Below are 25005 nucleotides of genomic sequence, written 5' to 3'. Positions count from 1 at the left end.
TGGCACCGATCAGGCGAGGGCGGCGCGGGCCTCGATGAAGGCTGCGATGGCGTGTTCTACGTCTTCGGTGGAGTGGGCGGCGGAGAGTTGGGCGCGGATCCGGGCCTTGCCGTGGGGGACCACCGGGTAGGAGAAGCCGATGACGTAGACGCCGAGTTCGAGGAGTTTGTCGGCCAGGCGGCCGGCTTCGGCGGCATCCCCGATCATGACCGGGGAGATGGGGTGGTCGCCGGGGAGGATGTCGAAGCCTGCCGCGGTCATCTCGGTGCGGAAGAGCTTGGTGTTCGCGGCGAGTTTGTCGCGGAGGTCGCTGGTGCTGCCGATGAGTTCCAGCGCCTTGAGGGAGGCGGCTGTGACCGAGGGGGCCAGCGAGTTGGAGAACAGGTACGGGCGGGAGCGCTGGCGGAGGAGTTCGACGATCTCGCGGCGGGCGGAGACGTAGCCGCCCGACGCACCGCCCAGCGCCTTGCCGAGGGTGCCGGTGGTGATGTCGATGCGGTCCTTCACGCCGAAGAGCGACGGCGTACCGGCGCCGTCCGGGCCGACGAAGCCGACGGCATGCGAGTCGTCCACCATCACCAGCGCGTCGTACCGGTCGGCCAGGTCGCAGATCTCGTCCAGCGGGGCGACGTACCCGTCCATCGAGAAGACGCCGTCGGTCGCGATCAGCCGGTACCGCGCGTCGGCCGCGTCCTTCAGCTGTGCTTCGAGGTCGGCCATGTCGCGGTTCTTGTACCGGTAGCGCTTGGCCTTCGACAGCCGGATGCCGTCGATGATGCTGGCGTGGTTGAGCTCGTCGGAGATGACCGCGTCCTCGGCCCCGAGCAGCGTCTCGAACAGCCCGCCGTTCGCGTCGAAGCACGAGCTGTAGAGGATGGTGTCCTCGGCGCCCAGGAAGTTGCTCAAGGTATCTTCCAGGTCTTTGTGGATCTGCTGGGTGCCGCAGATGAAGCGCACCGAAGCCATCCCGAAACCCCACCGGTCCAGGGCGTCCCGCGCTGCCGCGATCACCTCGGGGTGGTCGGCCAGGCCGAGGTAGTTGTTCGCGCAGAAATTCAGCACGTTGCCTGAGGCAACGGAGATCTCCGCGTTCTGCGGTGAGTCGATCACCCGCTCGGATTTGTACAGTCCCGCGTCGCGGATCTCGCCGATCGTGCCCACCAGGTCTTCGCGCATCCGGCCGAACATCAGTTTGCTCCCTCAATCGACTCGTACGTCGCCTTGGTCCAGTCCAGGATCACCTTGCCGCACTGCCCCTGCCGCGCCACGTCGAAGGCGGCCTCGAAGTCGGCGTACCCGAACCGGTGCGTGATCACCGGGCCGAGATCCAGGCCGCGCTCCAGCATCACCGACATCGAGTACCAGGTCTCGAACATCTCCCGGCCGTAGATGCCCTTGATGGTCAGCATGTTCAGCACGACGGTGCCCCAGTCGATCGCGATCTCGTCGGCGGGCAGGCCGAGCATGGCGATCTTGCCGCCGTGGTTCATGTTCGCCAGCATGTCGCGCAGCGCGGCCGGCTGCCCGGACATCTCCATCCCGACATCGAAGCCCTCCCGCATGCCGAGTTCGCGCTGGGCGTCCGCGATGCTCCGCTCGCCGACGTTCACCGCCTGCGTCACGCCGATCTTGCGGGCCAGTTCCAGCCGGAAGTCGGACAGGTCGGTGATCACCACGTTGCGCGCTCCCGCGTGCAGGGCGACCGCCGCGGCCATGATCCCGATCGGCCCGGCACCGGTGATCAGCACGTCCTCGCCGACGACCGGGAACGACAGCGCGGTGTGGACCGCGTTGCCGAACGGGTCGAAGATCGCGGCGACCTCCAGATCCACCGGATCGCGATGCACCCACACGTTCATCGACGGCAGTTTCACGTACTCCGCGAACGCGCCGGGCACGTGGACGCCGAGCCCACGCGTCTTGATGCAGAGGTGGCGACGGCCCGCGCGGCAGTTGCGGCAGCGGCCGCAGACGAGGTGACCCTCGCCGCTGACCAGGTCACCGACAGCGACATCCCGTACGCCTGCGCCCACCTCGACGACCTCGCCACAGAACTCGTGCCCGGTCACCATCGGCACCGGCACGTTCTTCTGGGCCCACCCATCCCAGCTCTGGATGTGCAGATCGGTGCCGCACAGACCGGTCCGGAGTACCTTGATCAGCACCTCGTCCGCCTCGATCTGCGGCTCCGGGACGTCCTGCAACCACAGTCCCGGCTTGCTCTCGGCCTTGACCAGCGCCAACACCTAAGTACCTCCTCAGACGATTGCCTCCCACATCGTTATCCGGAGCAACCACCCCCGTCCATCGACACGTCGTACACAGCCTGTGCAGTTCCCCTGCACGAACGGGTCCCGGGGCTCGCAGGGATACTGGTCGCCATGGCACGGGGCGTAGTACGGGGGTTGGGCATCGCCGTACTCATTGCCGGGCTCGGGCTGCTCGGCTGGGTCGGCTGGCAGTACTTCGGAACCGGCTTCACCTCGAACCACAAGATGGACCAGGGCGAGCAGGATCTCCGCGACCGCTGGACGGGCAAAGTCCCTGACAAGACGCCGAAAACAGCCGGTACCGCGGTAGTGCTGCTGCGGATCCCGAAATTCGGCAAGGACTGGGAGAAGCCGGTCGTCGAGGGTGTCGGCAAGGACGACCTGGCGAAGGGGATCGGTCACTACCCCGATACCCAGTTGCCGGGAGAGCCGGGCAACTTCGCGCTCGCCGGGCACCGGGTCACGCACGGGTCGCCGTTCGGCAAGCTGCTCGACCTGGCCAAGGGCGACCAGGTGATCGTGGAGACCGCCGACTCCGTCTACACCTACGAGCTGGACGCGTCGCCTCGCGACCTGACCGTCAAACCGGGCGACACCTGGGTCCTCGACCCGGTCCCCGGCAAGCCCGCCGAAGTACCGACGGCCTCGACCCTCACCCTCACCACCTGCCAGGACCTCTTCCACTCCCCGGACCGCTCAGTAGCCTTCGCCCACCTCACCAAGGTCGCCAAGAAGTGACGCGCTCCATCGCTAACGTCCGAAGAAGTGAGGTACACGTCCCTCCACTTCTTCGGACGTAAGGGAGTCGTGGGCTTGGGCTCATCTAGGGTTGGGGGTTATGAGCTTTGATCGGGATGCGTTGCTGGAGCAGGTCAAGACCAAGGCGATCGTGCATGGGCGGGTGACGCTGGCCTCGGGCAAGGAGGCCGACTACTACGTCGACCTGCGCAGGGTCACGCTGGACGCCGAGGCGGCGCCGCTGATCGGGCCGGCGCTGCTGAAGCTGACCGCCGACCTGGAGTACGACGCTGTTGGCGGCCTCACGCTGGGTGCGGACCCGGTGGCGATGTCGATGCTGCACGCGGCGGCTCAGCAGGGACGCAAGCTGGACGCGTTCGTAGTACGGAAAGCTGAGAAGACCCACGGGCTGCAGCGCCGGATCGAAGGACCGGACGTCAAGGGCCGCCGGGTGCTCGCGGTCGAGGACACGTCGACCACCGGCGGTTCGGTGCTGACGGCGGTCGAGGCGTTGCGCGAGGCGGGCGCCGAGGTCGTCGCCGTCGCGGTGATCGTGGACCGGTCCACCGGAGCGCGGGAGAAGGTCGAGTCGGAAGGCCTGGAGTACCGCACGGTGTTCGGCCTCGAGGAGCTCGGCCTCGGCTGATGGACGCCGGCCCGGCACGGCTCGGTCGAGATCATGAACCGCCTCCAGCTCCTGAAGCTGGTAACCGACAACATCCCGCCGTACGTCTGGCGCGACTACGGGCGGCGCCAACGGCTCAGCTGACTGACGCCGGACCCGGGGCGGCGTTAGAGTCGCTGGCAGCATCATCGACACCCGGGAGCTGGGAATGACGTTTGTCATCATTGTGATCGTCGCGATCATCGTGATCTTGGCGATCGCGCTGATTGTTTCGTACAACCGGTTCGTCAAGCAGCGGAACCTGATCCAGGAGTCCTGGCGGCAGATCGATGTCGAGCTGCACCGGCGCTACGACCTGATCCCGAACCTGGTCGAGACCGTCCGCGCCTTCGCCGCGCACGAGCGGCACGTGTTCGAAGAGGTCGCGCGGCTGCGGACCCAGGCCGTGAACGTGCAGGGCGCCTCGCCCGAGCAGCGGGCCGCCGCCGAGGGCGAGCTGTCCGGCGCGCTGCGTCAGATGATGATCTCGGTCGAGGCCTACCCGCAGGTCCAGTCGAACCAGAACTTCCTCAACCTGCAGCGCGAGCTGACCGACACCGAGGACCGGATCGCCGCCGGCCGCCGCTTCTACAACGCGAACGTCGGCGACTACAACACCCGGGTCGAGTCGTTCCCGTCGAACCTGATCGCGGGCGGCTTCAAGTTCGAGAAGGCCGGCTACTTCGAGGTCAAGGACGAGTCGGTCCGCTCGGTCCCGCAGGTCTCGTTCGGCACCATCGGTTCGGTCGCCGGTGAGCAGGCGCCGCCGCAGATGCAGCAGGGCAACCAGTCGTCGGGCCAGATCCAGCCGCAGATGCCGGGTAACGAGCAGGGCGGCTATCCCCAGCAGAACCAGGGCCAGTTCCCGCCGGCCGGCCAGTCGCCGTACTCCGGCCAGCCGCCGGTGGGTGGGCCGCCTGCGGGTGCCCCTGGACCGCAGGACGGCCAACCGCCGTTCACCGGTGGGCAGTAACGCCCCCGAGACCGCCACCGGTGTTTGCTCCGGGTTCCCTGAGCATCGGCCGGGGCCGTGTCGCAAGATGCGGTTCCGGCCGTTTCGCCGTCCCCCGACCCGCTGTCGCGATCTCCCCCCGGCTCCGCCCCCGAAGCCGAAGCTCAGTGAACCCCGGTCCAATTCCAGGCCCGGGTGCGACGATGGTCATTCGCCACTCCCGGGCCTGCCCTCCCCCCGGTACCGAGGACAACAGTGCCGGGCGGAGATACATCGCGCGTACATCGCGACGTACATCGCACCGCCGGAACCTTCCCGGCGGGTACGGCGGGATGCCACGATGGGGCGGTCAGGCGTCGGAGAGGGCAGCCAAGTGGAGAGTCTGAGGTACGAGATCCTCGGACCTCTGCGTCTCGGCCACGTGCAGGGCGAGCCGCTCAGGGCCAGCAAGCCGCGCCAGCTGCTGGCCACCTTGCTGCTGCACCCGAACCGTTTCGTCTCCACCGACCTGATCGCCGACGCGCTCTGGGAGGGCAGTCCGCCCCGCTCGGCGACCGCGAACATCCGCACCTATGTCCGGGTCCTGCGTGGCGTCCTGCAAGAGGCCGGCGTGCCCGCGCCGATCGACACGTCCGCGGCCGGGTACAGCATCGAGGTCGGCGTCGACGAGCTCGACTCCAGCCTGTTCGAGTCGCTCCTGGCCGAAGGTGGTCACCTCCGCGACGCCGGTGAGGGGCGCCAGGCGATGGAGGTGCTGTCCCGCGCCCACACCCTCTGGCGCGGTCATCCGCTGGCGGACCTGACGATGTCCGCGGCCTGGGAAGGCTCGGTCGCCAGACTTGAGACGCAGCACCGCGGGCTGGTCGACAGTCTGCTCGACCTGCGACTCGAGTACGGCGACGCGACCGGCGCGGCCGTGCTGCTCAGCGGGCGCCTCACCGAGGACCCGTACGACGAACAGCTCTGGCGACGGCTCGTGGATGCCCTGGTCGCAGCCGGCCGGACCGGCGAAGCGCGCGCGACGTACCGGAGGGCCGTGCAGACTCTCGCCGATGAGCTGGGCATCGACCCGAGCCCGGAGCTCCAGGCAGCCGGCGCACGCGCCGAGAACGGCCGCTCGGCGAACTGGCCCGACCCGGGCATCCCAGCAGCCCGTACTGCGGATCGCCCGTCATCCGGTGATCCGCAGGACGCAGCGCCTGGTCTGTGGGCCGCGCCGGTGCTCACTGAGCCGCGGCGAGCGCCGAGTCAGTTGCCGCTCGACCTGGCCGACTTCAGTGGTCGGCAGGAGAAGCTCGAGCAATTGCGAGACCTCGTCTGCGGACGCGACCCCGTCAGGCCGCCGGTGGCGGTGATCTCGGGAGCGCCCGGGACCGGGAAGACCTCGCTGGCCGTCCGGCTTGGCCATCTGGTCCGGGAGTCGTTCCCGGACGGACAGATCTACCTGGAGATGCGCGGCGCCACCCAGCCCCGCGACGCCGGTGGTGCGCTGACGGATCTGCTGCTCAGCCTCAATATCCCCGACTTCGCCGTACCGACCGATCCCGAGCGCCGGTCGGCGATGCTGCGGTCCGAGCTGGCCAGCCGCAGGGTGCTGATCGTGCTGGACGACGTCGCGTCGGCGAGCCAGGTCGCGCCGCTGATGCCCGGTACCGGCGCTTCCGCTGTGGTCGTCACGAGCCGCAACCGGCTGATGGACCTGGCCGGTGCGGACATCATGCCGCTGGACACGTTCAATGACAGCGAAGCCTCCGAGTTGCTGCAGCGCGTCGCCGGGACCGGCCGGGTCGATTCGAAGTCGGCGGCTGCCGAGGAGATCCTGACGGCCTGCGGGAACCTGCCGCTGGCGATCCGGATCGTCGCGAGCCGGCTGAAGCAGCGCCCCGACCTGAGTCCGATGGAGCTGGCCCGGCGGTTGCGGGACGAGACCCAGCGGCTGGACGAGCTCAGCATCGGCGAGCTCGCCGTCCGGACCAGCGCGGATCTGAGCTACGGCTCGCTGAGTCCGGAGGAGGCCCGGCTCTACCGGCTGATCGGGCGGTTCGCGGTCGGCGTCTTCTCCGCCCGGGTCCTCGAACCGGTCGCCTCACCGGCATCGGTACGCCGCAGCCTGGATCGCCTGATCGAGGTGAACCTGGTCCAGATCAGCTCGGTCGACGACAGCGGCAAAGCGCGGTACCGGGTCCATGACCTGCTGCGGCTGCATGCGATCGGGGTGGGTGACGAGGAGCAGAAGGCACAGGCGGTCAAGGACCTCACGACTGTGCTCGATGCCCTGCTGCACAAGGTGCGCCGGGCCGGCGCGGCCTTGCCTGTCGTGTACTTCGGGGTGCTGGATCAGCCTGGTCCGCCCCCGTCGCCAGGGCCGTCGCCGTTCACGGACGCGGATGCGATCGCGTGGTTCGACAGCGATCGGAGCACGTTCGTCCCGGCGATCAGGGCAGCGGCGCAGAACGGGCTGCACGAGTACGCCTGGCGGATCGCCGCCGGCTGGGGTCCGTACCTGGACATGCGGGCCGGCTTCGACGACTGGAACGAGTCGCACCAGGCCGGTCTGGTGAGTGCGATCGAGTGCGGGAACCGGCACGGCGAGGCGATCATGCATCGCAACCTCGGCCAGCTCGCGCTCTACCGCGACGACTGGGAGCCGGCCTGGCACCACCTGAACGAGGCGGCGTCGATGTTCGCCGAGGTCGGGGACCGGCTCGGGATCGGGGTCAGCGCCGTCGGACTCGGGACCTGGTTGCGCGAACGCGGCCGTCCGGACGAGGCGCTCGCGCAGTACGAGCGGGCTTTCGAGGCCTTCGTCGAGGTGCAGAACGCGAACGGCGAGGCGGTGGCTCGTACTGCGGCCGCGTCGATCTGGCGGGCGCAGGGGAATCTGACGATGGCCGGGCGGTACCTGGCCGAGGCGTATCTGATCGGCGTACGGCGTGGCGATGTGCACCGGGTCGCCAAGATACGCCGGGGGATCGCCGGGCTCCGGGTGCAGCAGGGCCACCCGGCTCAGGCTGTTCGCCAGTTGCAGGCGTCGCTGGCGATCTTCAACGGACTCGGCGACGACCACTGCGGGGCCCACACGCGGGCCGAACTGGGAAACGCGCTGATCGTGGTCGGTGAAGGTGCGGCCGCGCGCCGGATGCTGCTGGACGCGATCGAGATCGGTAGCCGGCTGGGCGACCGGAGCGTCGAGGGAGCCGCGGCGCTGCACCTCGGGCGGCTGCACGCGAACACCGGCAACGAGGACTTCGCCCGCCGCTACCTGACTCGCGCCACCCGGGCCTGGCAGCAGGTAGGCAACGACGCCAAGGTCACCGAGTCCCGCCAAGCCCTGTCATCCCTCACCCCCACCACCCAAGCCGTCGGCTGACCCCCTGAACCTCCAGCAATCGTCTGATTGCTGTGGGTGGTTGATGGTTGGAATGTATCGGCGGTGTATGCGGGCGAGTAAAGATTCTGCTTGCCACGGCAGAGGCCGGCGGATGGGGGAGCACGGCCATGGGGGAGATCGCGGTGGAGCGCCGGACTGTGGAGTGGGTTTCCAATCCACGCGACCCAGAGTCCGCGCTGAGTTGGCAACTGGAGCGGGTGGGGTCGGCGGCCTGGCAGGAATGGTCGCTGAAGTTCCAGCGAATGGCGTTCGGATACGCGCAGGACAGCGGCTGGCACGATCCAACCGACGCCCTGAGCTGGCTTGACCATCACGCCCTGCTGCACGAAGGGGCGGTGCCACGGGGGGCATTGGTCTGGTACCAGGCGGCAGACCGGATCCGGGTGGCTTGTTCACTCGGGTCCGGTCAGGTGGTCGGCCCGTTGCCGACCGGCCAGGTGGGCGTAGCCGAACTGAGCGCGCTCAGCACCGACTACGTCTGGTCAGACGCGCATTTCCCCTTCGCCCATTGAGTTCTTGCGGGCGCGGCGCCTGGCCAGCAGGTACTCGACGAGCATCGGGACCAGCGAGATCAGCACCAGCAGGATCAGGGCCGACTCGAGGTGCTCGTGGATGAATTTCACCTTGCCGAGCGCGTGGCCGAGCAAAGTGATGCCGGAGGCCCACAGGACGGCGCCGATCCCGGTCCAGAGGAAGAACTTCCGCGGGTCCATCCGGCCCGCGCCGGCCACGACCGTGATGAAGGTCCGCACGATCGGCACGAACCGGGCCAGTACCAGCGCGCGCGGTCCGTACCGCTCGAAGAACTCGTGCGTCTGCGCGATGTACTTCGGCTTCAGGAACTTCGCGTCCGGGTTCCGGAACAACGACGTACCGAGTGCCCGGCCGATGTAGTAGCCGGACACGTTGCCCAGGAACGCGGACACGGTGAGGATCACGCAGGCCAGCCAGAGCGGCACGCCGATCGTGCCGGCCGCGATGAACAGTCCGACCGCGAACAACAGCGAGTCACCGGGCAGGATCGGGAACAGCAGACCGCATTCGATGAAGACGACCGCGGCCGTACCCCACAGGGCCCAGTCGCCCAGCCAGTTCAGCAGGAATTCCGGGTCCATCCAATTCGGCAGCAGCATCGCGATCTGTAAGAGCACGGGCACAGGGTAGCGTCCCGACCCATGCAGGAAGCCAATCGCGAGAATGCCACCGACCTGATCGGAACCGATCTGGTCGCCGCCCCGGAGGTCGGGGTCGGCCCCTGGCAGGGCGATCCGCCGGACGACCCCCGCTTCGATCCCGAACTGCTCGCGACCGGCGATCGCCGCAACGTGGTGGACAAATACCGGTACTGGCGGCTGGACGCGATCGTCGAGGATCTCGACTCTCACCGGCACCCGTTCCACATCGCGATCGAGAACTGGCAGCACGACCTGAACATCGGTTCGGTCGTCCGGACCGCGAACGCCTTCCTGGCCGAGGAGGTCCATATCGTCGGCAACCGGAAGTGGAACCGCCGCGGCGCGATGGTGACGGACCGCTACCAGCACGTCCGTCACCATCCCGAGCTGGCGGGCCTCGCGGCGTACGCCGAAGAGCGCAAGCTGCCGGTGATCGGGATCGACAACCTGCCCGGCTCGGTCCCGCTGGAGACCTACGAACTCCCGGCCAACTGTCTGCTGTTGTTCGGGCAGGAAGGCCCGGGGCTCACCGAGGCCGCCCACGCGATCTGCACCGACGTCCTGTCGATCGCCCAGTTCGGCTCGACCCGGTCCATCAACGCCAGTGCAGCGGCGGCCATCGCGATGCACGCGTGGATCCGCCGCCACACCTTCCGGCAAAGGGCTGACTAGCCCGTCTTGGTGAATCCGACGTAGCTGTCCGCTGAGCCGGACCCGTCGCCGATGCCACCGATCCAGAGCCGCCCCTCGGTCGTGGTCGAGGTGAACAGGTTCGAGGCCCCGGCGGGATCGGGCTGCCGGGCAAAACCCTTGGCCGTCATCGCCAGGAGGTACGGGCCGCCTGCTCGCGTCTCGCCGACCGCCACCGGCTGTCCGTCGATCAGGGAGACCGAGCGGAGTTCCGCGCCCTCAGCAGGGGTGGCGACCTCGGTCCAGGACTTGCCGTCGTAGTGGTAGGCCAGCGGGCGTCGCCGGAACTCGGGGTCCTCCCTGTGCCCGACCACCCAGATATCGTTCGCGGTGGTGACGGCCAGGCTGCTCAGGACGATATTCGACGTGTCGCCGGGCAGCTTCGCCGACTGCCAGTGGCGGCCGTCGTAGTGCAGCAGCCCGTCGAAGGTCGCCGCCCAGACGTTGGTCGGGGAGATCGCCGCGAGGTCGTAGATGTAGCCGGACCGGGCGATTACCGGATCACTGACGCTGACCCACTTCTTACCGTCGTACCGGTAGGCGAAAGTCGACGACTGAGCCAGGCCGGCCGTCCAGACCTGCCCGCCCTGGACCGCCAAAGCAGTCAACTCACGGCTCTCGTCGTCGTTGAAGGTGGGGGTGGGCACCACCTTCCATGCCTTCCCGTTCCAGCGCTCCACCAGCAACCTGTCCTGGTACGACGGATCGCCGGGGGTCTGCTGTGAACCGACTGCCCAGGCGGTGCCGGCACTCTGCGCGGAGACGGCGAGGAATCGGCCCACCTTGATGGGCTGCGGGGTGTTTTGCCAGCTCTTGCCGTCCCATCGAGCGGCGACCGGCTCGAAATTCTCCCCATCGAGCGCACCGACGGTCCACAGCGCACCGCCGCCGGAATCGAGAGCGTAAGGAATGAAGCCCTTCAGCCCGGTTGGGGTTTCGTGCCAGTCGTACGGCGCTGCGAGGGCGGGCCCGGTGCCGAGGATCAGGGTGGTGGCGGTCAGGCCGGCGGCGAGAATGAGCTTCATTTGCTGGCTCCTGGGGAGGTGGGTGCGGAGGGTCTGGTGACCGGCGAGGGGACGAACAGGTCGGCGGAGGCGTCGAGGAAGGCTTGGTCGAGTTGTCGTTGCCAGTGGGGATCGGTGATGGCGGTCTGCAGTTGGGCCAGGCTCAGCGGAGCGCGGGTGGGTGAGGTGTTCGGGTTCTCCGACTCGCGGTTCTCCGCGAGGAGGGTGACGACGAGGCCGTCGGCGCGGACGAGATTCGCCTGCAGGTGCTTGTAGTTGCCGCTGCTGCCGTTGGACTGGTTCTCGACCAGTTGCAGCCTGGAACCGTCGGCCAGCTTGACGATCCGGCAGCTCTGGTCGGCCTGCGGCACACAGGCCATGCGGTCCGCTTTCGACAGCACCCGCACCCGGACCATCGCCGTACTGCCGCCGTCGGTGTAGTCGAGATCGGCGTAGACACCGTCCGGCGTACCGATGCCTTCGACGCCGCCTCGGTAGTGGGACGCCTTGCCGGCATCGGGCAACGCATCCAGCAGGATCTTGGCCGCGGCCTGTGGAGTGATCGGGCCGGTCTGCTGCGCGCCGGTGCTTCCGGCGGGGGCGAAGCCGGCGGCTCCCGGGTGGGCCAGCGAACCGGCGTACGCGAAAGCGCCACCCAGTACTGCGACGGCCGCCGCGCCGGCGAAGATCTGGGTCAGCCGCCGGCGGCGGACCAATTTGTTGCCATAAGCAACGCTCCCGGTCAGGAGCGGGCCGAGGTCGACGGGGGTGTCGTCGGCTTCGGCGTGCAGCCGGTCGCTGAGTTCGGTTTCGAAGCCCATCGGGGGTCCTTCCGGTTCTGGGCTCATCGCCCGGTCAACTCGCTGATTTCGGTGCCGAGCCGGGCCCGCAACTTGAGCAGTGCGCGCTGGCTGCGGGTCCGGACCACGCCGGAGCTGACGCCGAGGATCGTGGCGGTGTCCTCGACGCTGTGGTCCTCCCAGTAGCGCAGTACGACGATCGCCCGGTCGCGGCCCGACAGTTCGGCGAGTGCGGCGAACAAGGTCAGCCGCAACGCGGTGTCCTCGCCGTACCGGCCGTCGTCCGGTACTTCGGAGGTGGGTCGCTCCCAGCGGGTCTTCCGCTGCGAGGCGATGTAGGTGCGGACCATGACGGTGCGGCTGTAGGCGACGGGGTTGTCGGCCCGGCTGACCTTGGACCAGGCGGCGTAGAGCTTGCCGAGCGTGGTCTGGGTCAGGTCCTCGGCCGCGTGCCGGTCACCGGCCAGCAGATAGGCCATCCGGAACAGTTGCGTACCGCGTGCGGCGGCGAATTCGCTGAACTCCTCGAGATCGGCACTCACGATCACCCTTCCGTCGGCCAACCAGCTGTCAAAGGGGTAAGAGCACGCGGGGACCGGTCTTGTTGCATCCGGCCCGAAGAAGGTTGCCCGGAGAAAGTTGCCCGGAAAGTTGTCGGCGCAGGAGCCGTAACCCCGGGGCGCCGACGTGCGTTGGAGCAGCGAGGCACAAAGGACGGGGGTCCTTTGAGCTGCCGTATCGGATTCAGTAACGGCAGTGGGGGTTGGACCATGAGTTCGAATTTGCATGTCCGGCGGGCGTCGGAGCTCGGTGAGATCGCGCAGGTAGCGGTCGCGAGACCGGTGACCGCCGAGCGGCTGGAAGAGATCTGGGGCGTTCTGGTTCACGAAGTAGCGACTGTGCAGGCGATCTCGACCGCCGCTGTGGAAGCCCGCAGCGACGAGTCGCGGACCGCTTATCTCAAGCTGCTCGAGGCCGAGACCGCCGAGATCGTCGCGCTCGTGCAGGAGGTGAGCTGCGAGTTGCCTGGGCTGGCGAGCTGAGCCGGGCACTACTGTGGTGAGCGTCCTTCGGGAGGAGCAGCGATGCCGCAGTGGGCCGACCATGCGATCTGGTGGCAGGTGTATCCGTTGGGATTCGTGGGTGCGGAGCCCACGGCGACCGACGGCCGGACATCTCGCCTCGGCAGGTTGGAGAACTGGCTCGACTACGCGATCGAGCTGGGCTGTTCCGGCCTCCTGCTCGGGCCGGTCTTCGAGTCGGAGACCCACGGCTACGACACCGTCGACCACTTCCGGATCGACCCACGACTGGGTGACTACGCGGAGTTCGACTCCCTGGTCGCCGCGGCCAAGGAACGCGGGCTGCGGGTGGTCCTGGACGGCGTGTTCAACCATGTGGCCCGGTCGTTCCAGGCGCCGTCGGAGTGGTTCCGCCTCCATCCCGACGGGACACAGGCCTTCTTCGAGGGACATGAGCACCTGCTCGTCCTGAACCACGACCTTCCCGCGGTCCGTGAGTACGTCGTGGAAGTGATGTGCCACTGGCTCGGCCGCGGTATCGACGGCTGGCGGCTCGACGCGGCGTACGCGGTGGCGCCGGAATTCTGGGCCGGAGTGCTGGCCCAGGTCCGGGAGCGATTCCCCGAAGCGTGGTTCGTGGGCGAGCTGATCCACGGCGACTACGCCGGCTATGCCGCGACGAGCACGCTCGACTCGATCACGCAGTACGAGCTGTGGAAGGCGATCTGGAGTTCGCTGAACGACGGCAACTTCTTCGAGCTGGCCTACGCGCTGGAGCGGCATCAGGCCGTGGTCGACCCGATGGTGCCGCAGACGTTCGTCGGCAACCACGACGTCACCCGGATCGCGACCAAGCTCGACGACGACCGGCATCTCGGGCTCGCGCTCGCGATCCTGTTCGGCGTCGCCGGGATTCCGAGCATCTATGCGGGTGACGAGCAGGCGATGACCGGGCTCAAGGAGGACCGGGTCGGCGGCGACGACGCCATCCGTCCCGAGTTCCCGGAGAAGCCGGACCAGCTCGCTGTGACGGACTGGCCGACGTACCGGTTGCACCAGCGACTGATCGGCGTACGGCGTCGCAACGCGTGGCTGACGCGGTCGCGTACCAAGGTGGCCCACCTGAAGAACAAGGCACTCGCGCTGCGATCAGGCGATGCGCGCGGCCAGCTACTGCTGCTACTGAACGTCGGAGACGAGGCCTACCACTTCCCGGTCGAAGTAGCGGGCCTCGTCATCGCAGCTCAGCCAGAGGGTTCGCTGCTACCGGAGGAGCCGTTGCTGGTCCCACCGCACAGCTGGCGAATCCTAACGTCGCCCTAGCAAGGCTTCGAAGGCCTCTGTCAGTACGACGTTGTCGACGGCGCGGCCGACTCTGACCTTGCGTCCGAAGAGGTGAGGGTCCTGCCCCTCACCTCTTCGGACGTAACGGATTTCAGTCGGTCTGGGTGACCTTGCGGAGGCCGCGGGGGGCGTCGGGGTCGAGGCCGAGCTTGCGGGCGAGGGCCTCGATGGCGCGCTGGGCCGGGATTACCAGGGCCAGCGGGGACAGCGTCTCCGGCAGGTCGGGGCCGGGGAGGTTCACGTCGCACCGGGAGGCGAAGGTCGCGTCGCCGCCGATGCCGAGGATCTTGCTGCCCTTCTCCCGCACGATCGCGGCCAGCTCGGTCATCCCGGGCAGCGCCGGTCCGTCGGCGGCCGCGACCAGGATGGTGACCAGGTCCGCGTCGACCACGGCGATCGGGCCGTGCTTTAGGTCGGCGTACGAGAGTCCGCGAACCGGCTGCAGGCAGGTCTCCTCCAGCTTGAGTGCCACCTCGAGCGTCGTACCGAAGGTGAGACCACGGCCGCTGGACAGCACGTCGTGGGCGCCGGCGAGCAGGTCGGCGGCGGCCTCGACCGATCCCTCGAGCATCTTCGCGGCGGCGTCGGGGACCCGGGCGATGTCGGCGTCGAGGGTGCCCGGCTTCTGCGCCAGCGCGTCGACGGCGACGGTGATCGCGGCCAGCTGCGTGGTGTAGGTCTTGGTCGCCGGGACCGCGAGTTCCTTGCCCGCCTGGGTGATCAGGGCGACGTCGGCGACGGAGGCCAGCGGGCTGTCGCCGTCGTTGGTGATACCGACGATCGCCGCGCCGTTGCGCTTGGCCCACTCGGCCGTGTCGACGATCTCCTGGGTGGCGCCGGACTGGCTGACCGCGACGACGAGCGAGTTCGACAGGTCGAGGTTGGCGCCGTACAGGGTGGCCACCGAAGGCGCGGCCAGGGAGGCCTGCCGGCCGGCGTGGATCTCGGTCAGGTACCGCCCGTAGACGCCGGCGTTGTCGGACGACCCCCGGGCCACGAAGATCACGTGCCGGCGCCCCGCGGCCAGCCGCGTCACGTCGTGGCGCAGGGGCAGCAGAGCCTCGAAGGTCGCGGCCAGTGCGGCCGGCTGTTCTGCGATCTCGCGCGCCATCTGGGTCACAGGGGCGGGGACGGGCGTTGACACCACAACGATCACTGGTCCTATCTGGTCTTAACAGGTATGATGCGCACGATAGCAGTGAGCGGCGTACCGGGGCACCCCCCGAGTTCCCGCCCAGGTCTGGAGGATCGAGATTCGATGGTGGCTACCAAGCGGGCCCAGGTCCGATCGGTGCTGGAACGGCTGATCGACGTCGATCTGCACCCGGGTGATCCGATCCCGTCCGAGCGGGCCCTGGTGGACAAGCTGAACGTCTCCCGGGTCACCGTCCGGCAGGCGATCAGCGACCTGGTCGAGTCCGGCGCGCTGGAACGCGTGCACGGCAAGGGCACCTTCGTCACCGGTCCCCAGGTCGACTCGCAACTGCACCTGACCTCGTTCTCCCGGGAGATGCGGGCCCGCGGGCTCGAACCGGGCACCGTGGTGCTCTCGGCGACCGAGATCGAGGCGTCCGACGAGACGGCCAAGGGACTGCGCGTCCCGAAGGGCACCAAGGTGATCCGGGTCGAGCGGCTGCGGACCGCCGACGCCTCGCCGATGGCCTACGAGATCGGCTACTACCCGTCCGCGCTCTTCCCCGGTCTGCTCGGCCGCGAGCTCGGCACCCTGTACGACGTCTTCGCGAGCGAGTACGACGTCGTCGTCACCTCCGGCGAACAGACCGTCCGGGCGGACAACGCCGACGGTCATGTCGCCCGCGTCCTCGGCGTGGCCAGGCGGGCACCCCTGCTGGTCCTCGAGCGCACCACCTTCGCCGGCCGCAAGGTCGTCGAACTGTCCTGGTCGGCCTACCGCGCCGACCGTTATCGCCTGCACATGGCCCTGACACCAAGGGGTCCGCGCGCCGGTTCCGCGTAATTTACTGGACCGGTCCTGTCATCAACTGGTCTGTTCGCCAGCTGTTCGCTCCCCGGCTACCTGGCCGGCCCGGCAAGGAGGCCGCCGCGTACGACGACGTACGTGACGGTGATACTGGAGCTCGACCCACACGTTCTTTTGCTGTGAGGAGTACCGCGAGACATGCCTATTGCCACCCCTGAGGTCTACGCCGAGATGCTGGACAAGGCCAAGCAGAACAGCTTCGCCTACCCGGCCATCAACGTCAGCTCGTCGCAGACGCTGACCGCTGCCATCCGCGGTTTCGCCGAGGCCGGCTCGGACGGCATCGTCCAGGTCTCCACCGGCGGCGCGGACTATCTGTCCGGATCGACCATCAAGAACATGGTGACCGGTTCGGTCGCGCTCGCGGCGTACGCGCACGAGGTCGCGAAGAACTACAACGTGAACATCGCGCTGCACACCGACCACTGCCCCAAGGACAAGCTGGACGGCTTCGTCCGGCCGCTGCTGGAGATCTCCGCCCAGCGGGTCGCCCGCGGCGAGAACCCGCTGTTCCAGTCGCACATGTGGGACGGTTCCGCGGTGCCGCTGGAGGAGAACCTCGAGATCGCCAAGGAGCTGCTGGCCAAGGCCGCGGCGGCCCGGATCGTGCTGGAGATCGAGGTGGGCGTCGTCGGTGGTGAGGAGGACGGCGTCGCGAACGAGATCAACGAGAAGCTCTACACCACCGTCGAGGACGGCCTGGCCACGGTCGAGGCACTCGGCACCGGCGAGCACGGCCGCTACCTGACCGCGCTCACCTTCGGCAACGTGCACGGCGTCTACAAGCCGGGTTCGGTCAAGCTGCGGCCGGAGATCCTGAAGGAGATCCAGGACCAGGTCGGCGCCAAGGTCGGCAAGGAGCGCCCGTTCGACCTCGTCTTCCACGGCGGTTCCGGCTCGACCCTGGAAGAGATCCGGGCCGCGGTCGACCACGGTGTGATCAAGATGAACGTCGACACCGACACGCAGTACGCCTTCACCCGGCCGGTCGCCGGGCACATGTTCGGCAACTACGACGGTGTCCTGAAGCTCGACGGCGAGGTCGGCAACAAGAAGGCCTACGACCCGCGCGCCTGGGGCAAGGCAGCCGAAGAGGGCATGGCCAACCGCGTAGCCGAGGCCTGCGAAAGCCTCCGCTCCACCGGCACCTCCCTCCTCGCCTGACCCAGCACACCTCAGCACCGCCCCGGCGGACCCGTCTGCCAGCACACCCAGCACCACACCGGCAGACCCCATCTGCCAGCACACTCAGCATCACCCGGCAGACCTCGTCTGCCACCAGCTCCGGGAGGCCCGTCACCGCAGGTGACGGGCCTCGCGCTGTTCCAGGCAGAAACCATCGTGTTCAGCGATCGTATTCATCGGAATTGATTGCTTTTCATGATCGACTTGGCTTTCTATCGTCGATGACATGAAGCCACTGAAGTCTGCGGTCTGGGTGCCCCTGTTCGACGAACTCGCCGATGCGCGGGTGATTGCCAGGCTGGCCGCGAGTGCCGAGGAAGCGGGGTGGGACGGGCTGTTCGTGTGGGATCACGTGCGCTGGCGGCACCCGGTCCGCGCGGTCGCGGACCCGTGGGTCGCGCTCACCGCCGCCGCGATGGCATCGGAGACCCTGCGGATCGGCCCGATGGTGACGCCACTGGCCCGCCGGCGGCCGGCCGTCGTCGCCCGGCAGACCGCGACTCTCGACGTACTGAGTGGTGGGCGGCTGACCCTCGGGGTCGGTCTGGGCAGCGATCGGTTCGGCGAGGAGTTCACCCGCTTCGGCGACGAGGCCGACGAACGCAAGCGCGCCGAACTGACCGACGAGGCCCTCACCATCCTGCAGGCGGCGTGGTCGGGCGAACCCGTTCGTCATCACGGCGCCAACTACACCGTCGACGACGTCGAGTTCCTGCCCCGACCGGCCCAGGACAACGGTGTCCCGATCTGGATCGCCGGCTTCCCGGGCAAGGTCCGCCCGCGTCGCCGGGCAGCCCGGTACGACGGCTTCTTCCCGGTCAACCTCACCCACCCCGACGAACTCGCCGAGGCAGTGGAAGGGGTCCAGGAACTCCGCACCGACCCCACCGCACCGTACGACGTGGTGGTCGCGCTTCCTCCAGGCACCGACCCCGCTCCCTACGCGGCGGCAGGCGCGACCTGGACCCTGACCGAATTCGACCCCCACGCCATCCGTCGTGCCGAAGTAGAAGCAATAGTTGCCGGAGGCCCCTTCTCTTAGCGTCGCCGTCGCGTCGGCTCGGCTCGGTGTGTGACACCGACGGTCCATAGAGTTGCCGAATGGCTTTCCGGCGAGCGACCTCCGGGGTTGTCGGCGGCACTGTCCTGCTCTTGTTGTGGGGCGAATACGAACACTGGCGCGCATCCCACCGCCGCCTGGGCCTTACGCCTGCTGTCGCCTCCACGGCAGGCGTAGCGCGTGGCCCCGCCGCCGCCGGGGTTGGGGTTGAGGCTGTTGTGGTGCTCGGTTTCCGCAATGGCGGGCGGCGGGCCAATGCGGTGAATCGATGGCGGGTTCGGGCGGCGTTGCGGTCTCGGCAGCCTGCAGCGGCTTTGACCCGGCTGGTGCTGTGTGGTGGGCCCGCCGGCGGCGCGGTCTCCGAGGCGGAGCTGATGGCCTTGTATGCAAAGGGAACGTGCGGCTACCGAGGCGAGATGGAACTGGAGACGACCAGCTTGAGCACCTGGGAGAACGTTAAGAACGCCATCCCACTGCTCGAGGATGCGGCCCGGATCAAGATCGTCTCCCATTCCCTGCACGCGGAGAAAGCCCGCGCCTACCTGCACCTCCTCCGCCCCGATCTCGCCGCCCGCCTGGTCCGCGCCAAGGACTACCGCTTCGGTGAGTGGATCCTCGCCAAGCCGTTCCTCGCCATCGTGGGCAAACGCAACCTCCACTCCATCGACACCTCGCCGACAGACACCACCCGCTGACAGACCGCCAGCTGATAAGCATCGGTCAGCTAGGGAGGTCCTCTTCGGTGGCGAACCTTGCGGGCTGGCGTCGGCGAGAGTGGGGCTTTCGGCGACGGGTGGGGTCGAACGGGCGGATGCCGGTACGGCGGGTGGCTCGGGTGAAGGTGGTGTGGATGCGGTCCACCACTTCGGCCGGGTCGTCGAGGTCGGACCAGGAGATCCAGCAGTACTCCAGTGGCTCCGGTGCGGACCCGAGATCGGCAGCGGTCGGCTCGTCGGTTGGGCTCGCATGGTCTGGGACCTCCTCGGGGTCGTCGTCGGAAAGGCAACAAGGGAAGGGGAATCGAGGCTCGAACTCGACCACCGTGCGTTCGTCGGGGAACCACAGGGCAGAGCTCTCCCAGTCACTCTCATCGACGAGTGCCTGGTCGATGAGTGCAGGATCGATGGGCGGGGGACTGGACGACGGCGCAGGCAGTCCGGCTTCGGACAGGATCAGCCGCAGCCGGGACTCCGCGACCGACGCCGACTCCATCCCTGCCCGCAAAAGCACCCGGTGGGCTCGCTCGGCACCTCGGGTCAGCTGGTTGGCCGCGCGCTTGAGCGCAGCCGGAGTCGCCAGCCCGGAGTACAGGGCGGCCTCGGCCAGGGCGACACCCGGTGCAAGCTCGGCGACGGCGGCGACCTCCGCGACGGCTCGTGCCGGCGATGCCATCCGCACCTTGTTCCAGGTCAGCAGGCCGGGCCCGACCGGGTCGCGGACGTGGCGATGCACACCGCCGGCATGCCGTCCTGGTCGCCCGTCGCGAGCGGTCACGTGGACCTGCCCGAGGTCGAGCCCCCACGTTGGCAGGGCATGCAGAGCCGCGGCCGATTGATGGCTGGCGGCCAGCCCGGCCTCGCCGTCCCGGAGTAGCCGGTAGACCCGGCGAAGGTGCAGCATCCGCTCGTCCACCACGGTGAGCACCTGGTACGGCGCATAGGTGCCGCGCCGGATCCGGCGCCAGCTGCCGGTGTCCAGCAAGGAGTCGATGTCCGGGTCGGGGTAGCCACACGCGCGCGCATCGGCACGGGTGAACACCCCGCCACGGATGAGGGTCATCACGCTGAGTTGTGGGTTCGCACCGGAGAAGATGCAGGCCTCAGCCCCGGATCGCCGCTCCTACTTCTCAGCTGTGGACAAACGGGCATGAAAAAAGCCCGTCATGTCTGTATGACGAGCTCGGCGCGGGTCGGTACCCACGGTTGCCACAGGAGCGGCATGTTGGCCTCGGACGGCGTCCGGTTGCCTTTGCGCTCGTTGCACGAGGCATGGGCCGCGACCGCGTTCAGCCATTCGGTCCGGCCGCCCCTGGATCTGGGTTGGACATGGTCCATCGTGTCCGCGTTCGCCAGGCCGCAATAGGCACAGTGGAACTTGTCCCGCCGCAGTACGCCGTGCTTGCTGTACTTCATCCGGCCGGCCGCGTACCGCCAGTGGGTGACCACGTACCGGACCAGGCGGAGGACGCGAGGAACCGGGAAGGGGCCGATGGTCCGTTCGCCGTGCGCCTCTTCGACCACCGCGACCTCGCGGACCAGCATCCGGATGGCGTGCTGGATCGACACGGTGTGCAGCGGCTCATATGACGCGTTCAGAACGATGACACTCATCCGATGCCTCCTTCCGGCCGTAGCTGGGAACCACGGCGGCCTTGACGCAGGGTCTCAAGCATCCGTGGCCGTCCGGTGAACGGTCAACGGATTTCGCCAGACGGTCACGTGCCGGAATCGAAGCGTGATCGGCGAAGATGTGTCTATGGAATTGAACAATCTGCTCTCTGGCCCACCCGAGACATTACTCCCCGTAGACCCGGCCGCGGCGGAACTCGCCGCCGGGGCCGCCGCGGTGGACGTCGCCGCCAAGTTCCCGACCTCCTCGCTGGCCTGGTCGGTGCTGGCCGAGGCGGCATTCGAGGACGGCCACACCATCGAGGCATACGCCTACGCACGGACGGGCTACCACCGTGCCCTGGACCTGCTCCGCCGCAACGGCTGGAAGGGTCACGGCCCGGTCCCGTGGGAGCACGAGCCGAACCGCGGCTTCCTGCGCTGCCTCGCCGTGCTGGGCAAAGCCGCTGCCGTCATCGACGAGAAGGAGGAGGCCGAGCGCTGCGCCACCTTCCTGCGCGACTCGTCCCCGACCGCCGCGGACGTCTTGAGCTGAGGCTGTTGTACTGCGTAACGCAGCCGGTGAGCTGAATCCGGTTGTCGGGGCTGGCACCGGCGGGGCATGATCCGCCGGTGACCAGCCCTTATGCACAAGTCGGATATCGCCTCGGCTTCGACTGGGGTCCAGTCGGTGCGGCCGCGGTCCGTGGTGACCTGGTCGCCGTGGTGGACGTGCTGTCCTTCACCACGGCGGTGACTGTAGCCGTGGACAACGGCATCGACGTGCTGCCCTATCGCTGGCGGGACGAGTCAGCTGTGGCCTTCGCCAAGGAACACGACGCCGCGCTGGCTGTCGGCCGTGGGCAGGCCGGTGCCGACGGCATCAGCTTGTCGCCGGCGACGATCCGGCGGGCGCAGAACGTACGGCGGCTCGTGCTGCCGTCGCCCAACGGCTCGACGATCTCCCAGCAACTACAGGACAGTGGATCTACCGTGCTGGCGGTGTCGCTGCGTAACGCCTCAGCAGCTGCCGCACTGGTCGCCCGCAAGCTGACAGAGGATCCATCCCTGACGGCAGTGGCGATCGCCGCCGGTGAGAGATGGAAGGACGGCTCCCTGCGTCCGGCAGTGGAAGATCTGTGGGGTGCAGGTGCCTTCTTGGCCGCGCTGGCCGACAGCGGTGTCGGTCCCTTGTCTCCGGAAGCCAGAGCTGCAGCCGCTGCTTACCGAGACGTCGGGGCCGAGCTGCCGGAACTGCTGTACGAGTGCGCGGGGGGACGCGAGCTCACGGCGTACGGATTCAGGGAAGATGTGGAGATCGCGGCCGAGGTCGACGCCAGTCGGTCCGTCCCGGTACTGCGCGCTGGCGTCTTCGGCGTAGACTGACTGCGTCACCCAAACCCATTACTGCCCGGTGATAGAGCCGGTAGGCGGCGTGCGTCCCCGCTTCCTACCGAAAATGGACGGTTGTAGGCGGCATCGACGGACCGGCATCGCAGGACGCCCACGGTCAGATCACCGCCCCGCCGGGCAGCGGAAGGTACTACCGTGCCGGTTCTCTCCGGACGGATCCGCACGCCCGAAAGGCAGCAGAGCGGCTACAGCGCCGTACTGCGTACTCCCGGAGCGTGGAAGTTCTACCTAGCCGCTGCGCCCGCTCGCATCGGCATCGCCATGACCGGCCTCGGCATCGTCTGGATGGTGCACGGCTCAACCGGCTCGTACGCCGTCGCCGGCACCGTGACCGGAGGCTTCGCAGTAGCTGAAGCGGTCGGTGGACCACAGGTCGCCAAGCTGATCGACCGGTACGGCCAGAGCCGCATGCTGCCGATCACCCTGTTGCTGCACGCATCGGCAATGGCCCTACTGATCGCTCTGACCCTGGCCGCCTCACCACTGTGGATGCTGGTCCTGGCCGGAGTACTCGCTGGTGGATCGCTACCGCAGATCGGAGCGCAGACCGCAGCACGGTGGTCCCATGTGCTCCGAGGTGATCCCGTCATCTCGTCGGCCTTCGCCCTGGAATCACTGGGCACTGGCCTGGCCTTCCTGGTCGGCCCCGCGCTGATCGGAACAGTCAGCGCCCTGGTATCCCCGGTAGTCGGCTCCGTGTTGGCAACCAGCCTGCTGCTAGCCGGTGGCTTCTCGCTCGCCGTGCAACGCAGTACTGCGCCGCCAGCAACTGCTGGCCGCCCTCAGGTGAGCTCAGAACGCTTGCTGCACAGGGGATTCCTGGCGATGGTCGGTGCGACCGTCGGCGTCGGCCTGTTCTTCGGCAGCATGCAGGTCTCGGTGACAGCCTTTGCTGTCGGCAGAGGATCAGCCTCTCTCGCCGGACCGCTCTACAGCATCACCAGTCTGATCAGCCTGATCGCCGGATTCGTCTATGGCACAAGGCGTTGGCGGCTACCTGCCCGCATGCAGTTCGTCGCAGCCATGGCCATCCTGTCCGTCACCTGCGTCCCGTTGCTGTTCGTCGACAGCCCGCTGGGCCTCGCTTTCGCACTGGCCTTACCGGGTCTCGCTCTGGCGCCGATCCAGGTCCTGTCCTCAGTGCTCGTTGAGTCCGAGGTAGAACCCGCAATCCTCACCCAGGCCTTCACCTGGCTGAACTCTGGCAGCGCCGCCGGCATAGCCCTGGGCGCCGCCATCGCCGGCCGCGCAGTAGACACCCACGGCCCCCGCCTGGGCTTCGCCCAAGCCCTACTAGCCACGCTCCTCGCCGCCACCATGGCGATCGTCGTGGCCAGAACCCGTTCCAGAACGGCCGGTCAGCGGTAAGTGGTTTGGCGTTCGATGCTGGCTCGGGTCGCGTAGTCGGCAGGGGTCAGACCTATCTGTTCCTTGAACTCGTGGGAGAAGTGGGCCTGGTCGAAATAGCCGAGGGCGTGGGCGAGGTCGGCCAGTTCGGCGACCTCGCCGCGGGCCAGCAGATCGGCACCGTCGTGGAGCCGGTAGCGGCGGAGCACCCACTTGGGGCCGACGCCGACGTAGCGGCGGAAGAGCCGCTGGAGTTTGCGGATCGGCAGGTCGAAGCGGTCCGTGACCTGGTCGACGCGGGTGAGGGTGCGGTCCGCGCCCATCGCCGCGATGACGGTCCGGACCAGCTCGTACGACGGGTCGGTGTCGACCAGGTGGTCGGACAGGAACGCCTCGAAGACCGCGCGCCGGCGGAGGTCGGAGTCCTCGGCGAAGACCAGGTCGGCCAGCCGGTCGGCGTCATCGAACACGTCGCGCAGCGGCAGCACCTGGTCGCGGAACGAGCCGACGTCGAGGCCGGTCACCGCGCCGAACCCGCCGGCCCAGAACTTCACCCCGAAGGCCCGGCCGCGGCCGGTCAGCTCGCGCTCGAACTTTCGGGTGCAGACGCCGTTCACGAACGCGCCACCCGGCTGCTCGAAGGTGACGTTCACGCTCGGGTAGGGCAGCACCTCAGCGACGTACGGCTCGCGGAGGTCCCACTCGACGATCCAGTACCACTCCACGAACCGGTCGATGCGGGGACCGGCCGCGAGCCGTTTCAGGCTTCGGTGCCGGGCCTGCTCGCGCGGATGCAGGATGCCCTTCTCGCTGTCGGTCGGCTCAGTCGGCACAGCCCCAAAGCTACGACAAGCCGCCGACAGAATCCGGCCTGTCGCGTTCTTACAAGACCGGCCGGGTGCCCGCCGCGAAGACTGATGCCATGACGACGAACAAGGTGAACCCGATCCCCGACGGCTACCACTCGCTCACTCCGTACCTCGCGGTCGACGACGGTCCGAAGGCGATCGAGTTCTACCAGCAGGCGTTCGGCGCCGAGGTGATCAGCCGGCAGGACATGGCGGACGGCCGGCTCGGCCAGGCGGAGTTGAAGATCGGGAACTCGATGCTGCAGCTGAGCAACGAGATGCCGCAGATCGGGTTGCGGGCGCCGAACGGGGAGTGGGTGCACTCGTCGCTGGTGCACTACACGCCGGATGTGGACGCCACCTTCGCCCGGGCGATCGAGGCGGGCGCGCGGCAGGTCGAGGCGGTCCAGACTTTCATGACCGGCGACCGGTTCGGCACGGTGATCGACCCGTTCGGGCATCGCTGGGCGATCCTGACGAAGGTGGAGGACGTCTCCCGCGAGGAGGCCGACCGCCGGGTCAAGGAGTGGCTCGCCTCGAACCCCGAGGGCCTCGACTGAGGGCCTCTACCGACCTCCGGGCACGAGAAAGCGGCCCGCCGGAACCGTCCCCTGCGGCAGTTTCGGCGGGCCGCTGACTAAGAGTGTGCACGTGATCACGGAAATCTGCAACCCGTCGTGACGAACTGCGTGCGCCGTGACACTTGGATGTCACGTGGTGCCCATCCGGAGCGGCCGCAGCATGGTAATGCGCAGGTCCGGTAGACTCCTGTC

The 25005-nt window shown here is 68.2% G+C and carries 26 protein-coding genes; 16 read left to right on the top strand and 10 right to left on the bottom strand.

Going from position 1 to position 25005, the window contains the following annotated elements; all coding sequences use genetic code 11:
• Positions 1-9: 9 nt before the first annotated feature.
• Together F1D05_RS18555 and tdh are read right to left on the bottom strand one after the other, a co-directional pair.
• The gene (locus tag F1D05_RS18555; RefSeq protein WP_185448820.1) at positions 10-1188 is read right to left on the bottom strand and encodes a glycine C-acetyltransferase; all 1179 of its coding nucleotides are present in this window, start codon (positions 1186-1188) and stop codon (positions 10-12) included.
• Positions 1188-2246, bottom strand: a complete 1059-nt coding sequence (gene tdh / locus F1D05_RS18550) for an L-threonine 3-dehydrogenase (RefSeq protein WP_185448819.1) — start codon at positions 2244-2246, stop codon at positions 1188-1190. Before tdh ends, F1D05_RS18555 begins: the two co-directional genes overlap by 1 nt.
• Positions 2247-2381: 135 nt before the next feature.
• Between tdh and F1D05_RS18545 the strand changes: the two genes are divergently transcribed.
• From F1D05_RS18545 to F1D05_RS18525, 5 genes are all read left to right on the top strand, one after another.
• Positions 2382-3008 carry a class E sortase gene (locus tag F1D05_RS18545; RefSeq protein ID WP_185448818.1) on the top strand — a complete coding sequence of 209 codons (627 nt, stop codon included), beginning with the start codon at positions 2382-2384 and terminating at the stop codon, positions 3006-3008.
• 100 nt (positions 3009-3108) lie between these two features.
• On the top strand, positions 3109-3654 hold the full coding sequence (gene pyrE, locus F1D05_RS18540) for an orotate phosphoribosyltransferase (protein WP_185448817.1): 546 nt from the start codon (positions 3109-3111) through the stop codon (positions 3652-3654).
• Positions 3655-3841: 187 nt separating this feature from the next.
• On the top strand, positions 3842-4645 hold the full coding sequence (locus tag F1D05_RS18535) for a LemA family protein (RefSeq protein ID WP_185448816.1): 804 nt from the start codon (positions 3842-3844) through the stop codon (positions 4643-4645).
• Positions 4646-4997: 352 nt separating this feature from the next.
• Entirely contained in the window at positions 4998-7994 is a 2997-nt protein-coding gene (locus F1D05_RS18530) for an AfsR/SARP family transcriptional regulator (protein WP_185448815.1), read from the top strand.
• Between the two features lie 128 nt (positions 7995-8122).
• Complete coding sequence (locus tag F1D05_RS18525) at positions 8123-8527, top strand: hypothetical protein (RefSeq protein ID WP_185448814.1); 405 nt, start codon at positions 8123-8125, stop codon at positions 8525-8527.
• Here the strand turns inward: F1D05_RS18525 and F1D05_RS18520 are convergent.
• Positions 8498-9166, bottom strand: coding sequence for a DedA family protein (locus F1D05_RS18520; RefSeq protein WP_246486799.1), 669 nt, complete (start codon positions 9164-9166; stop codon positions 8498-8500). The genes F1D05_RS18525 and F1D05_RS18520 overlap by 30 nt on opposite strands.
• Positions 9167-9190: 24 nt before the next feature.
• Here F1D05_RS18520 and F1D05_RS18515 point away from each other — a divergent pair, with 24 nt between their 5' ends.
• Positions 9191-9862, top strand: a complete 672-nt coding sequence (locus F1D05_RS18515) for a TrmH family RNA methyltransferase (RefSeq protein ID WP_185448813.1) — start codon at positions 9191-9193, stop codon at positions 9860-9862.
• On the opposite strand, the gene F1D05_RS18510 is transcribed toward F1D05_RS18515, so the two are convergent.
• From F1D05_RS18510 to F1D05_RS18500, 3 genes are read right to left on the bottom strand one after another with little or no spacing between them, the layout of a single operon-like run.
• Positions 9859-10905: a hypothetical protein gene (locus F1D05_RS18510; protein ID WP_185448812.1), complete on the bottom strand. Its 1047-nt coding sequence runs from the start codon at positions 10903-10905 to the stop codon at positions 9859-9861. The two genes, F1D05_RS18515 and F1D05_RS18510, sit on opposite strands and share 4 nt — an antisense overlap.
• Positions 10902-11705: a hypothetical protein gene (locus F1D05_RS18505; RefSeq protein ID WP_185448811.1), complete on the bottom strand. Its 804-nt coding sequence runs from the start codon at positions 11703-11705 to the stop codon at positions 10902-10904. Before F1D05_RS18505 ends, F1D05_RS18510 begins: the two co-directional genes overlap by 4 nt.
• 23 nt (positions 11706-11728) lie before the next feature.
• On the bottom strand, positions 11729-12226 hold the full coding sequence (locus F1D05_RS18500) for a SigE family RNA polymerase sigma factor (protein WP_206686268.1): 498 nt from the start codon (positions 12224-12226) through the stop codon (positions 11729-11731).
• Between the two features lie 228 nt (positions 12227-12454).
• On the opposite strand from F1D05_RS18500, the gene F1D05_RS18495 reads away from it, so the two are divergent.
• Entirely contained in the window at positions 12455-12727 is a 273-nt protein-coding gene (locus F1D05_RS18495; RefSeq protein WP_185448809.1) for a hypothetical protein, read from the top strand.
• Positions 12728-12769: 42 nt separating this feature from the next.
• Entirely contained in the window at positions 12770-14029 is a 1260-nt protein-coding gene (locus tag F1D05_RS18490) for an alpha-amylase family glycosyl hydrolase (protein ID WP_185448808.1), read from the top strand.
• A gap of 112 nt (positions 14030-14141) precedes the next feature.
• On the opposite strand, the gene F1D05_RS18485 is transcribed toward F1D05_RS18490, so the two are convergent.
• Complete coding sequence (locus F1D05_RS18485; RefSeq protein WP_185448807.1) at positions 14142-15161, bottom strand: SIS domain-containing protein; 1020 nt, start codon at positions 15159-15161, stop codon at positions 14142-14144.
• Between the two features lie 147 nt (positions 15162-15308).
• On the opposite strand from F1D05_RS18485, the gene F1D05_RS18480 reads away from it, so the two are divergent.
• The 4 genes from F1D05_RS18480 to F1D05_RS18465 all read left to right on the top strand — a co-directional run bounded on the left by F1D05_RS18480 (position 15309) and on the right by F1D05_RS18465 (position 18992).
• Positions 15309-16028 carry a GntR family transcriptional regulator gene (locus tag F1D05_RS18480; protein WP_185448806.1) on the top strand — a complete coding sequence of 240 codons (720 nt, stop codon included), beginning with the start codon at positions 15309-15311 and terminating at the stop codon, positions 16026-16028.
• A gap of 162 nt (positions 16029-16190) precedes the next feature.
• Positions 16191-17216, top strand: coding sequence for a class II fructose-bisphosphate aldolase (gene fbaA, locus F1D05_RS18475; protein WP_185448805.1), 1026 nt, complete (start codon positions 16191-16193; stop codon positions 17214-17216).
• Positions 17217-17463: 247 nt separating this feature from the next.
• Positions 17464-18279, top strand: a complete 816-nt coding sequence (locus F1D05_RS18470; protein WP_185448804.1) for an LLM class flavin-dependent oxidoreductase — start codon at positions 17464-17466, stop codon at positions 18277-18279.
• Between the two features lie 59 nt (positions 18280-18338).
• The gene (locus F1D05_RS18465) at positions 18339-18992 is read left to right on the top strand and encodes an ElyC/SanA/YdcF family protein (protein ID WP_185448803.1); all 654 of its coding nucleotides are present in this window, start codon (positions 18339-18341) and stop codon (positions 18990-18992) included.
• 25 nt (positions 18993-19017) lie between these two features.
• On the opposite strand, the gene F1D05_RS18460 is transcribed toward F1D05_RS18465, so the two are convergent.
• Both F1D05_RS18460 and F1D05_RS18455 read right to left on the bottom strand, forming a co-directional pair.
• A complete protein-coding gene (locus tag F1D05_RS18460) occupies positions 19018-20076 on the bottom strand; it encodes a type IV toxin-antitoxin system AbiEi family antitoxin domain-containing protein (RefSeq protein WP_185448802.1) in 1059 nt (352 codons plus the stop codon).
• A gap of 101 nt (positions 20077-20177) precedes the next feature.
• Entirely contained in the window at positions 20178-20627 is a 450-nt protein-coding gene (locus F1D05_RS18455; RefSeq protein WP_164601105.1) for an HNH endonuclease, read from the bottom strand.
• A gap of 145 nt (positions 20628-20772) precedes the next feature.
• Between F1D05_RS18455 and F1D05_RS18450 the strand changes: the two genes are divergently transcribed.
• The 3 genes from F1D05_RS18450 (at position 20773) to F1D05_RS18440 (ending at position 23405) form a co-directional block, all read left to right on the top strand.
• Positions 20773-21180, top strand: coding sequence for a DUF3151 domain-containing protein (locus F1D05_RS18450; protein WP_185448801.1), 408 nt, complete (start codon positions 20773-20775; stop codon positions 21178-21180).
• A gap of 77 nt (positions 21181-21257) precedes the next feature.
• The gene (locus F1D05_RS18445) at positions 21258-22010 is read left to right on the top strand and encodes a 2-phosphosulfolactate phosphatase (RefSeq protein ID WP_185448800.1); all 753 of its coding nucleotides are present in this window, start codon (positions 21258-21260) and stop codon (positions 22008-22010) included.
• Positions 22011-22172: 162 nt separating this feature from the next.
• A complete protein-coding gene (locus F1D05_RS18440) occupies positions 22173-23405 on the top strand; it encodes an MFS transporter (protein ID WP_185448799.1) in 1233 nt (410 codons plus the stop codon).
• Here the strand turns inward: F1D05_RS18440 and F1D05_RS18435 are convergent.
• A complete protein-coding gene (locus F1D05_RS18435) occupies positions 23396-24217 on the bottom strand; it encodes a helix-turn-helix transcriptional regulator (protein ID WP_185448798.1) in 822 nt (273 codons plus the stop codon). The two genes, F1D05_RS18440 and F1D05_RS18435, sit on opposite strands and share 10 nt — an antisense overlap.
• A gap of 89 nt (positions 24218-24306) precedes the next feature.
• Here F1D05_RS18435 and F1D05_RS18430 point away from each other — a divergent pair, with 89 nt between their 5' ends.
• Complete coding sequence (locus F1D05_RS18430) at positions 24307-24792, top strand: VOC family protein (RefSeq protein ID WP_185448797.1); 486 nt, start codon at positions 24307-24309, stop codon at positions 24790-24792.
• Positions 24793-25005: the final 213 nt, after the last annotated feature.

Source organism: Kribbella qitaiheensis, from assembly GCF_014217565.1.
GTDB lineage: Bacteria > Actinomycetota > Actinomycetes > Propionibacteriales > Kribbellaceae > Kribbella > Kribbella qitaiheensis_A.
This window is presented reverse-complemented; position numbering and strand designations above follow the sequence as displayed.

Coding starts and splice junctions, on each gene's coding strand:
- F1D05_RS18470 (WP_185448804.1), top strand. CDS start 17,464: ATGAAGCCACTGAAGTCTGCGGTCTGGGTGCCCCTGTTCGACGAACTC.
- F1D05_RS18450 (WP_185448801.1), top strand. CDS start 20,773: ATGGAATTGAACAATCTGCTCTCTGGCCCACCCGAGACATTACTCCCC.
- F1D05_RS18455 (WP_164601105.1), bottom strand. CDS start 20,627: ATGAGTGTCATCGTTCTGAACGCGTCATATGAGCCGCTGCACACCGTG.
- F1D05_RS18510 (WP_185448812.1), bottom strand. CDS start 10,905: ATGAAGCTCATTCTCGCCGCCGGCCTGACCGCCACCACCCTGATCCTC.
- F1D05_RS18490 (WP_185448808.1), top strand. CDS start 12,770: ATGCCGCAGTGGGCCGACCATGCGATCTGGTGGCAGGTGTATCCGTTG.
- F1D05_RS18480 (WP_185448806.1), top strand. CDS start 15,309: ATGGTGGCTACCAAGCGGGCCCAGGTCCGATCGGTGCTGGAACGGCTG.
- F1D05_RS18430 (WP_185448797.1), top strand. CDS start 24,307: ATGACGACGAACAAGGTGAACCCGATCCCCGACGGCTACCACTCGCTC.
- F1D05_RS18525 (WP_185448814.1), top strand. CDS start 8,123: ATGGGGGAGATCGCGGTGGAGCGCCGGACTGTGGAGTGGGTTTCCAAT.
- F1D05_RS18505 (WP_185448811.1), bottom strand. CDS start 11,705: ATGGGCTTCGAAACCGAACTCAGCGACCGGCTGCACGCCGAAGCCGAC.
- F1D05_RS18460 (WP_185448802.1), bottom strand. CDS start 20,076: ATGACCCTCATCCGTGGCGGGGTGTTCACCCGTGCCGATGCGCGCGCG.
- fbaA (WP_185448805.1), top strand. CDS start 16,191: ATGCCTATTGCCACCCCTGAGGTCTACGCCGAGATGCTGGACAAGGCC.
- F1D05_RS18535 (WP_185448816.1), top strand. CDS start 3,842: ATGACGTTTGTCATCATTGTGATCGTCGCGATCATCGTGATCTTGGCG.
- F1D05_RS18545 (WP_185448818.1), top strand. CDS start 2,382: ATGGCACGGGGCGTAGTACGGGGGTTGGGCATCGCCGTACTCATTGCC.
- F1D05_RS18465 (WP_185448803.1), top strand. CDS start 18,339: ATGGCTTTCCGGCGAGCGACCTCCGGGGTTGTCGGCGGCACTGTCCTG.
- F1D05_RS18515 (WP_185448813.1), top strand. CDS start 9,191: ATGCAGGAAGCCAATCGCGAGAATGCCACCGACCTGATCGGAACCGAT.
- F1D05_RS18555 (WP_185448820.1), bottom strand. CDS start 1,188: ATGTTCGGCCGGATGCGCGAAGACCTGGTGGGCACGATCGGCGAGATC.
- F1D05_RS18495 (WP_185448809.1), top strand. CDS start 12,455: ATGAGTTCGAATTTGCATGTCCGGCGGGCGTCGGAGCTCGGTGAGATC.
- F1D05_RS18485 (WP_185448807.1), bottom strand. CDS start 15,161: ATGGCGCGCGAGATCGCAGAACAGCCGGCCGCACTGGCCGCGACCTTC.
- pyrE (WP_185448817.1), top strand. CDS start 3,109: ATGAGCTTTGATCGGGATGCGTTGCTGGAGCAGGTCAAGACCAAGGCG.